Source organism: Candidatus Solirubrobacter pratensis (genome assembly GCF_000425945.1).
In the GTDB taxonomy this organism is placed as follows: Bacteria; Actinomycetota; Thermoleophilia; order Solirubrobacterales; family Solirubrobacteraceae; genus Solirubrobacter; species Solirubrobacter pratensis.
On the sequence record NZ_AUEK01000007.1, the window covers coordinates 188,130 to 201,492 of the forward strand.

Annotated in this window: 15 protein-coding genes; 10 read left to right on the forward strand and 5 right to left on the reverse strand. The window is 74.1% G+C overall.

Translation table 11 applies throughout. From position 1 onward, the window contains the following. Positions 1-15: 15 nt before the first annotated feature. Complete coding sequence (gene dinB / locus H958_RS35855; RefSeq protein WP_051323985.1) at positions 16-1,101, forward strand: DNA polymerase IV; 1,086 nt, start codon at positions 16-18, stop codon at positions 1,099-1,101. On the opposite strand, the gene trxA is transcribed toward dinB, so the two are convergent. Further along, positions 1,098-1,835 carry a thioredoxin gene (gene trxA, locus H958_RS0107890; RefSeq protein WP_028058259.1) on the reverse strand — a complete coding sequence of 246 codons (738 nt, stop codon included), beginning with the start codon at positions 1,833-1,835 and terminating at the stop codon, positions 1,098-1,100. The two genes, dinB and trxA, sit on opposite strands and share 4 nt — an antisense overlap. Positions 1,836-1,867: 32 nt before the next feature. Here trxA and H958_RS0107895 point away from each other — a divergent pair, with 32 nt between their 5' ends. Continuing rightward, positions 1,868-2,698: an alpha/beta fold hydrolase gene (locus H958_RS0107895; protein ID WP_028058260.1), complete on the forward strand. Its 831-nt coding sequence runs from the start codon at positions 1,868-1,870 to the stop codon at positions 2,696-2,698. On the opposite strand, the gene H958_RS42985 is transcribed toward H958_RS0107895, so the two are convergent. Continuing rightward, positions 2,661-3,803, reverse strand: coding sequence for an EAL domain-containing protein (locus H958_RS42985; RefSeq protein ID WP_196807271.1), 1,143 nt, complete (start codon positions 3,801-3,803; stop codon positions 2,661-2,663). The two genes, H958_RS0107895 and H958_RS42985, sit on opposite strands and share 38 nt — an antisense overlap. Before the next feature lie 214 nt (positions 3,804-4,017). Here H958_RS42985 and H958_RS0107905 point away from each other — a divergent pair, with 214 nt between their 5' ends. Both H958_RS0107905 and H958_RS0107910 read left to right on the forward strand, forming a co-directional pair. Next, positions 4,018-4,425 (forward strand): hypothetical protein, encoded by a 408-nt coding sequence (locus H958_RS0107905; RefSeq protein WP_037409708.1) that lies wholly within the window; start codon positions 4,018-4,020, stop codon positions 4,423-4,425. Between the two features lie 18 nt (positions 4,426-4,443). Next, positions 4,444-5,451 (forward strand): M48 family metallopeptidase, encoded by a 1,008-nt coding sequence (locus tag H958_RS0107910; RefSeq protein ID WP_037409710.1) that lies wholly within the window; start codon positions 4,444-4,446, stop codon positions 5,449-5,451. Here H958_RS0107910 and H958_RS42990 read toward each other — a convergent pair. Both H958_RS42990 and H958_RS0107920 read right to left on the reverse strand, forming a co-directional pair. Beyond that, entirely contained in the window at positions 5,438-7,072 is a 1,635-nt protein-coding gene (locus H958_RS42990) for a peptidoglycan recognition protein family protein (RefSeq protein WP_156027770.1), read from the reverse strand. The two genes, H958_RS0107910 and H958_RS42990, sit on opposite strands and share 14 nt — an antisense overlap. Positions 7,073-7,136: 64 nt before the next feature. Beyond that, a complete protein-coding gene (locus tag H958_RS0107920; protein ID WP_028058263.1) occupies positions 7,137-7,586 on the reverse strand; it encodes a Fur family transcriptional regulator in 450 nt (149 codons plus the stop codon). A 57-nt stretch (positions 7,587-7,643) separates the two neighbouring features. Between H958_RS0107920 and H958_RS35870 the strand changes: the two genes are divergently transcribed. From H958_RS35870 to H958_RS35880, 4 genes are read left to right on the forward strand one after another with little or no spacing between them, the layout of a single operon-like run. After that, positions 7,644-8,552, forward strand: coding sequence for a metal ABC transporter substrate-binding protein (locus tag H958_RS35870; RefSeq protein WP_196807272.1), 909 nt, complete (start codon positions 7,644-7,646; stop codon positions 8,550-8,552). Further along, positions 8,545-9,354 carry a metal ABC transporter permease gene (locus tag H958_RS35875; RefSeq protein ID WP_051323989.1) on the forward strand — a complete coding sequence of 270 codons (810 nt, stop codon included), beginning with the start codon at positions 8,545-8,547 and terminating at the stop codon, positions 9,352-9,354. Before H958_RS35870 ends, H958_RS35875 begins: the two co-directional genes overlap by 8 nt. Beyond that, complete coding sequence (locus H958_RS0107935; RefSeq protein WP_028058264.1) at positions 9,351-10,124, forward strand: metal ABC transporter ATP-binding protein; 774 nt, start codon at positions 9,351-9,353, stop codon at positions 10,122-10,124. Before H958_RS35875 ends, H958_RS0107935 begins: the two co-directional genes overlap by 4 nt. 25 nt (positions 10,125-10,149) lie before the next feature. Then, a complete protein-coding gene (locus H958_RS35880; RefSeq protein WP_037409711.1) occupies positions 10,150-10,953 on the forward strand; it encodes a metal ABC transporter permease in 804 nt (267 codons plus the stop codon). Here H958_RS35880 and H958_RS35885 read toward each other — a convergent pair. Next, positions 10,866-11,342, reverse strand: coding sequence for a vitamin K epoxide reductase family protein (locus H958_RS35885; protein WP_051323990.1), 477 nt, complete (start codon positions 11,340-11,342; stop codon positions 10,866-10,868). The genes H958_RS35880 and H958_RS35885 overlap by 88 nt on opposite strands. Before the next feature lie 52 nt (positions 11,343-11,394). Here H958_RS35885 and H958_RS0107950 point away from each other — a divergent pair, with 52 nt between their 5' ends. Beyond that, positions 11,395-12,066, forward strand: coding sequence for a metal-dependent transcriptional regulator (locus tag H958_RS0107950; protein WP_037409712.1), 672 nt, complete (start codon positions 11,395-11,397; stop codon positions 12,064-12,066). Further along, positions 12,063-13,343 carry an Nramp family divalent metal transporter gene (locus H958_RS0107955; protein ID WP_028058266.1) on the forward strand — a complete coding sequence of 427 codons (1,281 nt, stop codon included), beginning with the start codon at positions 12,063-12,065 and terminating at the stop codon, positions 13,341-13,343. The genes H958_RS0107950 and H958_RS0107955 overlap by 4 nt, the downstream gene beginning before the upstream one ends. The last annotated feature ends 20 nt before the right edge of the window (positions 13,344-13,363 follow it).

Sequence of the window (13,363 nt, forward strand, 5' to 3'; positions counted from 1 at the left end):
GCTTAACCTCGTGGGGTGAGCGCGAAGCGCGTGATCGCCCATCTCGACTGCGACGCCTTCTATGCGACCGTCGAGCTCCTGCGGCGCCCTGAGCTGCAGGGCAAGCCGGTGATCGTCGCGGGCTCGGGGCCCCGCAGCGTCGTGACGACCGCGTCCTATGAGGCGCGCGAGTTCGGCGTGGGGTCCGCGATGCCTGCCTCGCAGGCGCGCCGGCTGTGCCCGCACGCGATCGTGATCCCGCCCGACTTCACGGCCTACCGCGACAAGTCGCGCGACGTGTGGCGGATGGTGGGGGAGCGGCTGGAGCGCGTGCAGCGGATGGGGCTCGACGAGGCGTACGCCGACCTGACGGGCGTGCCCAAGCCGCTGCGCGTGCTGCGCGAGCTGGTCGCCGAGGTCAAGGCGCAGACGGGAATCCAGATCTCGGTCGGCGTCGGGCCGTCGCGCCTGGTCGCCAAGTGCTGCTCGGACCTCGGCAAGCCCGCCGGCTTCGTCGCGATGGGCCGCGAGGAGGCGTGCGTGCGCTTCGCGCCGGCGCCTACGCGCCGCCTGCCCGGCATCGGCCCGAAGACCGCCGAGCGGCTGGCCGAGCTCGGGTACACGACGGTGGCCCAGCTGCAGGAGGCCGACGAGGCGCAGCTCGCGGCCCGCTTCGGCGACCGCACGGCGCGCTACCTCAAGGCGCGCGCGACGTTCCACGACGACTCGCCGGTCGAGACGGAGTCGGGCGCGGCGAAGTCGGTCTCGACCGAGCGGACCTTCGACACCGACATCGCCTCGCCGGCCGAGCTGGAGGACGTCCTGCGGCGGCTCTCGCGCGAGCTGTGCGAGGGCCTGCAGGCGAAGGGCCGCCGGGGGCGCACGATCGCGATCAAGGTCCGCCTCGCCGACTGGACCACGGTGACCCGCGCGCGAACCGTCGACGGCGCGACCAACGACACCGAGCTGGTGACGGAGACCGCGCTGGAGCTGCTGCGCGCGTACGCGCCCGCGCAGGCGGTCCGCCTGCTCGGCGTCCGGCTCGCGAGCTTCGACGACCTCGAGCCCGACCGGCCGCCGGCGCCCGTCGCGCCGGTCGGCCAGCTCGTGCTGGAGCTCTAGTAGAGCGCCGAGGCGAGACGGCGGCGCGAGTCGCGCGCGAGCGGGTGCTCGACGCCGAGTTCGTCCAGCACGCCGACGATCGCCTTGCGCAGGTCCTCGCGCTTGTCCGGTTCCGCGGCGGCGATCGCCTCGATCAGGAGATCCAGCCCCCGCTCGGTGTCGCCCGCGTCCAGCGCGGCGAACGCCTGGCGCAGCGCCTCGTCGGCCTCGAGCCGCAGCCGCGCGGCCAGGCCCTCGGCGGCGAACGAGCCGGCGACGTTGGCGAGCACCGACAGCGCCTCCTCGCGGTCGCCGCGGTCGGCCAGCAGCTTCGCGAGCTCCAGCGTCGCGTCGGCGCGGCCCGGCTCCAGCTCGAGCGCGCGGCGCAGGTTCTGCTCGCCGCCGGCCTCCACGAGCCGCTCGGCCTCCGACGGCGCGAGGCCATCGAGGAAGCGCTCGACCGCCGCGGGCGGGAGCGCGCCGACGAACTCGTCGATCACGCGGCCGTCCTTGAAGGCCTTCACCGCGGGGATCGACTGGATGCGGTATTCGGCGGCGAGCCGCTGGTTGGCGTCGGTGTCGAGCTTGACCAGCTCCACCTGGCCTTCGCGGGCGTCGACCGCCTTCTCGATCACCGGCCCGAGCGAGCGGCAGGGCCCGCACCACTCGGCCCAGAAGTCGACCACGACGGGGACTTCGTAGGAGCGGTCGATGACGTCGCGCTGGAAGGTGGCTTCAGAGGTATCGACGGGCACGTTCCGAGGATAACTACCCTCTGTCTCCGGCCATGGCGGACCAGTTCACAGTCGAGAGCGAAGGCATCCGGATCGCGGGCGAGGAGTCCGGCGAAGGACCGGTCGTCGTCCTGCTCCACGGCCTGACCGCGACGCGGCGCTACGTCGTGATGGGCTCGAGCGCGCTGCAGCGCTCCGGGCACCGCGTGATCGCCTACGACGCCCGTGCACACGGCCACTCCGACCCGGCGCCCAGCCCGGACGACTACGGCTACGAGCGCCTGGCCGGCGACCTGCTCGCGACCCTCGACCAGCGCGGCGTCGACCGCGCCGTCCTGGCCGGCTCCTCGATGGGCGCCCACACGCTGACGCGGTTCGCGCTCGCCCACCCCGAGCGCGTCGCCGGGCTCGTCGTGATCACGCCCGCGTTCGATCCCGACGAGGACCAGGAGCACCGCTTCGATCGCTGGGACCGGCTCTCGAAGGGCCTGCGCGAGGGCCGGGTGGAGGGCTTCGTGGAGGCGTACGGCACGCCGCCGGTCCCCGACAAGTGGCGCGAGACGATCGACCGCGTGCTGCATCAGCGGCTCTCCGCCCACGACCACCCCGACGCCCTCGCCGACGCGCTGCGGGCGGTCCCGCGCTCGCGTCCGTTCGAGCGCTGGGAGGAGCTCGAGCGGATCGACGCGCCCGCCGTCGTCGTCGCCAGCCGCGACGAGGTCGACCCCGAGCACCCCTACGCGATCGGCGAGCGCTACGCCGAGGCGATCCCGGGCGCGGAGCTCGTCACCGAGGAGGAGGGGGCCTCGCCGCTGGCGTGGCAGGGCGCGCAGGTGTCGAAGGTGATCAGCGGCGTGGCGGAGCAGGCGGCAAGCGCGCCATGAGCAGCAGCGCGCACTCGACGACCAGCTCGCGGTCGTAGGAGGTCGCGAACAGCCAGTCGCCGCCGTCGGGCGTGGCCACGAAGCAGGCGCCGTAGCCGGGCCCGAGCGCGACCTCGGTCCACGTCCCGCCGAGCGCCCCGTCGTCGAGCACGCCGACGAAGCCGATCCGCTCGCGCAGCTCGCCGTAGCGGGCGCGCGCGGCGGTCCCGTCGTCCGAGGGCGGCGCCGCGAGCACCATGCCGGTCTCGCCGAGCGCGGCGGCCTGCCCGGACAGCAGCGCCGCGGCGCGCTCCGCCAGCTGCTGCACGCCACGCGTCGGCCGCCGCCAGTTGGTCACGCGCTGGTACGGGAGCGGACCGTCCGGGGCCCCGCCGGTCCCCGCGAGCCGAAGCGGCCGCCCCGGCTCGGGCAGCGGGTCCGGAAGCGGACCCGGCTCGCCGAGCAGGAAGCCCTGGCCGAGCGTCGCGCCGGCCGCGCGCGCCATCGCCAGCTGCGCGTCGGAGTCGATGCCCTCGGCGAGCACGGTCGCGTGCCGGCGCTCGGCCTCGAAGCCGACCGCGGTCACGACGCGGGCGACGTCCGCGGGCGCGCGCTCGCTCAGCAGCCGCAGGTCGAGCTTGATCACGTCGGGATACAGGAGCGGCATCAGCGCCAGCGAGCGCGAGTCCGCGCCGATGTCGTCGAGCGAGACGCCCCAGCCGTGCGTGCGCAGCGCGGTCAGCGAGCGCAGGACCGCGTCCGGGCGCTCGGTCAGCGCGCTCTCGGTGATCTCCATCACCAGCGTCGCGTGGCCGGGCGGCAGCTCGGGCACCTCGTGCTCGAGCGCGCCCGCGTCGGCATTGAGGAAGAGCGCGAACGGCGCGCGCAGCCCGCCGTCGGCGGCCTCGCGCAGCGCGGCCTGGCGGCACGCGCGGTCGACCTCGGCGAGCCGGCCCTGCTCGCGCGCGGCGGCGAACAGCTCCTCGGGCGGAGTTCCGTCGCTCGGGCGCGCCAGCGCCTCGTACCCGATCACCGATCCGTCGCGGAGATCGATGATCGGCTGGAACGCCGCTCGCACGTCGAGTCCGTCCAAGACGTCCGCGCGCGACCCCGAAGCGCTGCTCACGCGTTCCATTCAACCCGAATGCAACCCGCCGTGCAGCACTATCGGGGCAGACGATCCTGCAAGGCGACGGCTGGCCCTGCGGTCCGGCGTCGCTGGGGAATCGCCCAGGCGGCGATTCTCCCCCGCGACAGGTCGACGTTGTTCGCGCGGGAACGTCGTGCACCCCTCGCGCGCAGTGGCGAAGCCGGGGGGGCGCGCCCGTAGGCTGGCGCGCATGACCGCCGCGGGCTACTCGGGCACGCCGCTGCCCAAGAAGCTCGGGATCAAGCCGGGGCACCGCGTGCTGCTGCTGGGCGCTCCCGAGGGGTTCTCGCTCGGCGAGCTGCCGAAGGCGGTGCGGGTGGTGCGGTCGCTGCGCGGCGAGGCGGACGTCCTCGTGAGCTTTCATCTCGAGCGGCGCGACCTCGAGCGGCGGATGCCGGCGCTGCGTACGGCGATGGTGCCGAACGCGGGGCTGTGGATCGCGTGGCCGAAGCGGGCGTCGAAGGTGCCGACCGACCTCGACGAGAACATCGTGCGCGAGCTCGCGCTGGCGAACGCGCTCGTGGACAACAAGGTCGCGGCCATTGACGAGGTCTGGAGCGGTCTGCGCCTGGTCATTCGGGTGAGAGACCGCCCCTGACCGACTACCTTGGCCTTCATGTCCGCCGCCACGCTGCCCGATGACCAGCGACTGATCGAGATCTCGCCGAAGGCCTACGAGCATCCCGCCGATCGCGCCGCGACCGCGGCGCTGCACTCGATCCCGATGCTCGACACGGTCGTGCGCAAGCTGATCGAGTACGGCGGGGAGCGAGCGCTGCGGCAGGAGCTGCTGGGCAACTACGTCCGGCTCGGCGACGCGCAGCTGCCCGAGGTCTGGGCCTCCCACCGCGCGGCGCTGGCGCGGCTGGACATCCAGGAGGTCCCCGAGCTCTACCTCGGCCAGGGCCCGTTCATCAACGCGAGCGCGATCGGCTCGCAGCGACCCATCGTGCTCCTGCAGTCCTCGACCGTCTCGACGCTGGACGACCTGGAGCTGCGGACCGTGCTCGGGCACGAGGCCGGCCACATCCTCTCCGACCACGTCCTGTACTCGACGGCGCTGGCGATCCTGACGGCCTTCGGCGCGCGGGCGCTGATGCGGCTGCCGTTCTTCGCCGGCCTCCCGCTGCTCGCCGTCCAGCTCGCGCTGCTCGAGTGGTACCGGGCGGCGGAGCTGACGTGCGACCGCGCCGCGACGCTCGTGAACCGCAGCCCGATGACGACGTGCCAGACGCTGATGGTGCTCGCCGGCGGCACCGCCTCGCGCCGGCTGAGCCTCGACGCGTTCGTCGCGCAGGCGGCCGAGTACGTGGAGCTGGAGCCCGGGTGGGACAAGTTCAGCCGCTTCCGGTCGGAGCTGCTCCAGACGCATCAGTACCCGGTCCGGCGCGTGTCCGAGATCCAGAAGTGGGTCCGCTCGGGCGACTACGACCGGATCATGAGCGGCGAGTACCGCAAGCGCAGCGAGCCCGTCGACCCGCGCGAGGAGGCCGGCTCGGCGAGCGAGTTCTACGCCGAGCGCTTCCGCGGCATCTTCCGCGAGTTCGGGGAGGGCGTGAGCAAGGTGGGCGACAAGGCCGGCGACGCCGCGGACAAGCTCGCCGGCTGGCTCAGGCGCGAGTAGCGCGCAGCGTCTTCCTGCGAGTCACGCCGTCCGCCATGATCGAGACGCGGTAGAGCCCGGCCTTGGACGGGCGCACCGACGTCGCGTAGGCGCCGTTGCGGACCGGGACGCGCTTGCGCTGCACCGTCGCCCAGCGGCGGCCGACCTGGCGCTCGAGCAGGCAGGTGACGCGCGCCTGCGCGGGCGACATCGTGCCGCTGACGGCGAACGTGCTGCCGGCACGGGCGCGGCGCTTGTCGACGCTCAGGCTCATCTTCGGCACGACCTGGACGGTGATCGCGCCCGACTCGACCTTCGGGCGCGAGCCGTCGCCGGCGAAGACCGCGCGGACCTTGCCGCTGGACGGCAGCACGGGGTTGGCCGCCCACGTGCCGTCGGGGCCGCAGATCGTGGTCGCGACCTGCGTCCAGGCCGAGCCGACGGCGGTGAACTCGACGCTCAGCGGCGCGCCGGAGGGCGACGAGCCGTCGGCGAAGTGCAGGACGCCGTTGAGGCTCACGGGCGTCGTGCCGTGCTGGCGTGAGGCGGCGCGCACGACGATCCCGGAGACCGGGCCGGCGAAGCGCGCGGCGCGGCTGCGCAGGTCGGCGAGCTGGCCGTAGAGGACGTCGCCCGGGCAGGACGTGCTGTCGCCGTCGCGGTGCCCGCAGATGCGGTTGACGGTCACCGGCGTGCCGGATGCGTAGCGGTTCGACGGGCCGCCCGCGGACGTCAGCGTGACCTGGCCGGTCACGGGCACCGCGTGGAGCGAGAGCTTCCAGCCGATCAGCTTCGCCAGCGCCTGGAGCCCCGCCTCGCTCTGCGTGACGGCGGAGAACGTGCCGAGGCAGGCGATGCCCGTCGACTGCGCGTTGTACCCCTGCGCCTGGGCGCCGACGACGGCCGCCTCGATCCCGCCCGCGCGGCCCTCGAAGATCTGGCCGTACTTGTCGACGAGGAAGTTGTAGCCGATGTCGTTCCAGCCGTTGGTGTCGCGGTGGTAGCGCGCGATGCCGAGCACGATGGCGGCGCTGTCGGAGGGCGCGTAGTCGTTCGTGCCGACCGTGTGGTGGACGAACGCGGCCTCCACGACGCCGTACTCCGGCGCGGCGCGCGGCGGAACGGCGTCGGCGCCCCACGAGGCGCGCGGGATCACCGGCGGCTGGCCGACCTGGGCGGCCTGCGCGTGCGGCCGTACGCGCGGCGCCTCGCCGAGCGCGTGGACGAGCTTCGCCGTGAGCCGGCTCGCGGAGCCGCGCAGGCGGAACTGGAGCTCGTCGGCGGCGCCGGTGAAGGCCGGATCGGTGCCGGCGGGCGCGGCGCCGCCGTCAGGGGCGTGGCCGTCGAGGCGCGGCAGCGGGAGCCAGGCGGTCCAGCGCCCGCTGCGCCTGCGGGCGCGGACCTGGCCCTGGATCGAGGCGCCGCCGGCCCATGTGAGGCCGACGAGGTCGAAGCGGCGCGGGGCGCGCAGCACCGCGGTCGTGTGCCAGGCGCTCGAGGCGTGGGCGCCGCGGTCGGGCAGTGGGAGCTCGAAGAGCGGCGGCGCCGCGGCGCGCGCGGGGGAGACGCGAAGCGCGCTCACTGCGACGGCGCCCGCGCCGAGGCGGAGCGCGTCGCGGCGCGTGAGGTTCCGTCCAGCCATCAGCGTCCGGAACACAGCATCGGTCGAAAAGGGCCGGTGCGGGGAACTGAAATGGATCCTGCGATCAGCGTTCGACGTGGATCGAGCGCTCGCCGGCGCAGTCCGGGCAGGCGCCGCGCAGGACGATCTCGTGCTCGCCGATCGCGTAGCCGAGCCGCTCGGCGACGCCGTCGATCAGCGCCTCCAGCTGCTCGTCCTCGAAGGCGTCGAGCTTGCCGCAGCGGTCGCAGATCGCGTGATGGTGGTGCTCGCCGCCGGGGCTCGCCGGCTCGTAGGCGGCGGTGCCGCCGACGTCGACGCGGCGGGTGAGCCCGAGCTGCGTGAGCACCTCGAGCGCGCGGTAGACGCTGGCGAGGCCGACGGCGCGCTCGCCGCCGCGGAGCCGGTCGTGGATGTCCTGCGCGCTGAGGCAGCAGTCCTGCCCCGCGAGGAGCTCGACGACCGCGTCGCGCGCCCCGCCGGTGCGGTGCCCGGCGCGATTGAGCTCGCGGCGGGCGTGCTCGCTCCACTCCATGCGGCCAGTTTACCGCGTGGGATGAGAACGATAATGATTTTCAGTAAGATGCCGCCGATGCTGCGCCCGCTCGCCTTCGCCGTGCTGACCGCCGCCGTCGCGGCGTGCGGCGGCGATCGCGAGGCCGCGGGCCCGGAGGCCCTGCGGATCGTCGCCACGACGACGCAGGTGGCGGACTTCGCCCGCACCGTCGTGGGCACGCGCGCCTCGGTGCACCAGGTGCTGTCCCCGAACACGGATCCGCACGAGTACGAGGTGCGGCCGGGGGACGTCAAGGCGCTGCTGCACGCCGATCTCGTCGTGAGCTCGGGCGGCGAGGCCGACGCGTGGCTCGGCGACGCCCTCTCGGCGGCCGGCGTCGACGCGTCGGACGTCGTCGAGGCGGGGCGCGCGGGCGGGTTCGAGGGCGGCGATCCCCACTGGTGGCAGGATCCGTCGCGCGTGGAGAAGGGCGTGGTCGCGATCCGCGACGCGCTGATCCGTGCGGACGGGGCGGGCGCCGCCGTCTACCGCGCGAACGCGGCGCGCTATCTCGGGCGGCTGCGCAGGCTGGACGCGGAGGTCCGCGCGTGCATGGCGCGCGTTCCGGCCGGCGAGCGGCTGCTCGTCACCAGCCACGACGCGCTCGGCTACTACGCGCGCCGGTACGGGATCCGGGTCGTCGGCGCGGTCATCCCGGCCCTGACGACCGCGGCGCAGCCCTCGGCCGGCGACGTCGCCAAGCTCGTCGGCACGATCCGGCGCACCGGGGTTCGCACGATCTTCGCGGAGAGCTCGGTCAACCCGAAGGTCGAGGAGGCGATCGCCCGCCAGACCGGCGCGCGGCTCGGCGCCGCGTTGTGGGCCGACTCGCTTGGTCCGCCCCGCTCTTCGGGCGCGACGTACATCGGCTCGATCGAGGCCAACACGCGCGCGCTCGCCGACGGCTTCACGAGCGGCGCGGTGAGCTGCCACCTCGATGCCTGACCTGGCCGCCCCATACATCCAGCGCGGGCTCGTGGAGATCCTGCTGCTCGCGGTGCTCGCGGGCGTGCTGGGGACGTGGATCGTCCTGCGGCGGCTGCCGTTCTACACGCACGCGATCGGGACGGCCACGTTCCCCGGCCTGGTGGTCGCGGGCCCGTGGGGGATCCCGGCGCAGCTCGCCGCCCTGGCGTGCGCGCTCGGGTTCGGCGGTGCGCTCGAGCGCCTGTCGCGCACGCGCCGGATGGACGCCGACGCGGCGACCGGGCTGCTGCTGGTCGCGGCGCTGGCGATCGGCGTCGTGCTGGCGTCCGACGTCTACCACTCCGGCGCCGGCGTCGACCGCCTGCTGTTCGGCAGCCTGATCGCGCTCAAGCCGCTCGACCTCTGGCTCACGGCGGTGGCCGCGGTCGCCGCGGTCGCGTTCGACGCCGCGGCGGGGCGGGCGTGGCTGGCGGGCGGGTTCGACGAGGACGGCGCGCGGGCCGCGGGCGTCAGGACGGCGCTCGCCGACCGGATGCTGCTGGTCGCGGTGGCGATCGCGGTCGTCGTCTCGCTCGACGCGGTCGGCGCCCTGCTCGTCACCGTCGTCCTGATCGTCCCGGCCGCGACGGTGCGCCTGCTGGAGCCGCCGCTGCGGACCCAGCAGCTCGCGACGACGGGGCTCGCGGCCGTCGAGGGGCTCGCGGCGATCTGGCTCGCCGACGCCGTCGACGTGGGTGCCGGCCCGGCGCTCGCGGTGATCGGCGCGCTGGCGTACGCGGCGGTCGCGGTGGCGACGCGGCGAGAGGCGGCGATCGCATGAGCGCCGACGCGCCCGCGCGCTTCCCCGCGGCGCTCGTCTCCGCGCGCGATCTCCGCGGCGGCTATGCGCGTGCCCAGGACGTGCTCGGCGGCCTCGCGTTCGAGGTCCGGGCGGGGGAGATCGCCGGCGTGCTCGGCCCCAACGGCGGCGGCAAGACGTCGCTCTTCCGGGCGCTGCTCGGCGAGCTCCCGTACCGGACCGGCGAGGTGCGCGTGGCCGAGCGGCCGGCATACGTGCCGCAGACCGAGCGGGCGCGGCTGGACTTCCCGGTCAGCGCGCTCGACGTCGCGCTGATGGGCGCGTACGGGCGGACGCCGTGGTACCGGCGCGTCTCGCGCGACGACCGCCGGCGCGCGGAGGAGGCGCTCGGCCGCGTCGGGCTCGCCGACCGCGCGCATGAGCGCTTCGGCGCGCTCTCCGGCGGCCAGCGCCAGCGCGTCCTGATCGCCCGCGCGCTCGTGCAGGACTCGCCGGTGATGCTGCTCGACGAGCCGCTCTCGGGCGTCGACCACGCCAGCGCCGCCCGCATCGAGGCGGTCTTCGGCGAGCTGCGATCCGAGGGGCGCGCGCTGCTGGTCGCCACCCACGACGTCGCCCAGGCCCGCGCCTGGCCGCGCGTGCTGTGCGTCAACCACCGGCAGGTCGGGTTCGGCGCGCCGGCCGAGGTCCTGACGACCGAGGTCCTGCGCGCGACCTACGGCGCCGAGCTGGTGGTCCTGGACGGGGCGCAGGACGCCGTGACGGTCGTGCACCACGACCACGCGCACTGATGGCGGCGCGCGTCGAGGTGATCGCGTGGGCTGGCTGACCGCCCCGTTCTCCACGGGCATCATGCAGCGGGCGCTGCTGGAGGCGCTCGTGCTCGGCGCGGCGTGCGGCCCGCTCGGCGTCTGGATCCTCCTGCTGCGGCGCGCGTACGCCGCCGAGTCGCTCTCGCACGCGATGCTGCCGGGCCTCGTCGTCGCGGCGCTGGTCGGCGTGCCGCTGATCTTCGGCGCCGCCGGCGGCGTGCTCGCCGCCGCGGCCGGGATCGCGCTCGTGGCGCGCGACCGGCGCGCCGAGGGAGACGTCGGGGTGGCGGTCGTCGTCTCCGGCCTGTTCGGCCTCGGCGGGATGCTGGCGCTCTCGCCCGAGACGCCGCCGCGGCTCGGGGAGATCCTGTTCGGCGACCTGCTCGGCATCACCAACGCCGACCTGATCGCCGCGGCGGCGCTCGCGGCGGCCGTCATCGCCGCCCTCGCGGCGACCTACCGCAGCCTCGCCGTCACCGCGTTCGACCGCGGCTCCGCCCACGCCCTCGGGGTCAGCGCGCCGAGGGCCGACCTGGGGCTGCTGGTCGTGCTCGCGATCACGACCGTCGCGGCCGTCCAGGGGCTCGGGAACCTCCTGCTGATCGCGCTGATCCTCGCGCCTGCGACCGCCGCGCTCGCGCTCACCAAGCGGCTTCCCGCCGCCCTTGCCACCGCGGCGGCCCTGGCGGCCGCCGCCGGCGCGGCCGGCCTGATCGTCTCCTACCGGTTGGAGATCGCCGCCGGCGCGTCGGTCGCGCTATGCGCCGTCGCGCTCTCGGGACTCGCGCTCGTGCGCGGCGCCTCGTAGTGCAGCAGCCGGACGAGCGTCAGCACCATCAGCGCGGTCATGATCGTCGCGCTGGCGACGCACCACTGGCAGATCGCGTGGATGCGGAACAGCTCCGCCCACGTCAGGTACATCGAGAAGCCGAAGCCGACCAGCGCGAGGAACGCACTCGCGAGCTTGCCCTCATCGGCCGGCAGGAGCAGCGTGCTGCCCAGGATTCCCACGTAGCCGAGCAGTCCCAGCAGTGCGACCGGGATGCCCGCCAGCTCCGCGTAGTCCGAGCTCTGGACTTTCTCGCAGCCGCCGCCGCCGGAGAGGCAGACGACGGACAGGTGCCCGTAGTGGACCCACGTGAGGTAGCCGGCGATCCCGACCCCGATCACCGAGAGCACGATCACGGCACGGCGCATAGAGCCGAGGGTAGCCTTGAAGCCTCGGTTTAGCCATGCCATAATCTCATGCGTGGCAGCCCGAGAAACAGAGTTCTCCGCCGCAGTCGAGGATTACGCCAAGGCGATCTTCGCGCTCCAGCAGCGCGCGGACGGCGCCGTGGCGACGACCGCGCTCGCCGGGCGCCTCGGCGTCACCCCGGCCTCGGCCTCGGGCATGGTGCGCAAGCTCGACGAGCACGGGCTCGTCACGCACGTGCCCTATCGGGGCGTCCGGCTGACGTCCGCCGGCACCAAGGTGGCACTGGAGGTCCTGCGCCGCCACCGCCTGCTGGAGCTCTACCTCTCCGAGTCCCTCGGCGTGCCGTGGGATCGCGTGCACGACGAGGCGGAGGTGCTCGAGCACGTCCTGTCCGACGATCTCGAGGCGCTGATCGCCGCCAAGCTCGGCGACCCGACGCACGACCCGCACGGCGACCCGATCCCGAGCGCCGACCTCGAGCTGCCCGAGGAGGAGACGACGTCGCTCGCCTCGCTCGAGCCCGGCGCGCGCGGGACCTTCGTGCGCGTGTCGGACGCCGACCCGGAGATGCTGCGCTACCTCTCCGAGCGCGGCATCGCGCCGGGCGACACGGTCGAGGTGGCGGACAAGCAGCCGTTCGGCGGCCCGCTGTTCGTGACCTTCCGCGGTACCACGCACGTCCTCGGCGGGACGCTCGCCGGCGCGATGAGGGTCCGGCTGTGACGCCTCCGGTCTCCGCCGAGGCGGCCACGCTGCCGCTCCCTTCGCCGTTGCGCCGGACACGGGCACGCGGTCGCGTCCGCGGCGTGATCGCGATGCTCGGGCCGGCGTTCGTCGCGTCCGTCGCGTACATCGACCCGGGCAACTTCGCCACCAACATCGCCGGCGGCGCCAAGTACGGCTACATGCTGCTGTGGGTCATCGTCGCGGCGAACCTGATGGCGATGCTCGTGCAGTACCTGTCGGCGAAGACCGGCATCGCGACGGGCAAGAACCTGCCGGAGCTGTGCCGCGAGCACTTCCGCAAGCCCGTGACGTTCGGCCTCTGGCTCCAGGCCGAGGCGATCGCGATCGCGACCGACCTCGCGGAGTTCGTCGGCGCCGCGATCGCGCTGAACCTGCTGTTCGGCGTCCCGCCGTTCGTCGCGGGCCTGATGACCGCGGTCGTCGCGTTCGCGATCCTGGCACTGCAGTCGCGCGGAGCGCGCAAGTTCGAGCTCGCGATCGCCGGCTTCCTCGGGATCGTCTTCCTCGGCTTCATGTACGACCTGCTGCACGTCCACGTCGACACCGGCGCGGCGGCGGCGGGCCTGATCCCGCACTTCAGCGGCACCGACAGCGTGATGCTCGCGGTCGGGATCCTCGGCGCGACTGTGATGCCGCACGTCGTCTACCTGCATTCCGCGCTGACATCGCGCCGCATCCCGGCGGAGTCGATCGAGGAGCGGCGCGAGCTGCTGCGCTTCCAGCGCCTGGACGTCGTGCTCGCGATGGGCCTGGCGGGTGTCATCAATCTGTCGATGCTGCTGGTGGCGGCGTCGCTGTTCCACACGTCGGGCCTGACCGGCGTGGACTCGATCGAGGGCGCGCACGCCGGCTTCGAGCGCCTGCTCAGCGGCGGCGCCGCGCTGGCCTTCGCGGTCGCGCTGCTCGCGTCCGGCCTCTCGAGCTCGAGCGTCGGCACGTTCGCCGGCCAGGTGGTCATGCAGGGCTTCATCGACCGCCGCATCCCGCTCTTCCTGCGCCGCGCGGTGACGATGGCGCCGTCGCTGGTCGTCCTCGGCATCGGCCTCAACGCGTCCGACACGCTGGTCGTCAGTCAGGTCGTGCTCTCGTTCGGGATTCCCTTCGCGCTGGTCCCGATGGTGCTGCTGACGCGCCGCAAGGACGTCATGGGCGCGCTGGTGAACCGCCGCGCGACGACCGTCCTGGCGAGCATCGTCGCGACGCTGATCATCTGCCTCAACGCCTTCCTCCTGCAGCAGACGTTCTTTGGTTAGGGCTCAGTCCCCATTGACGC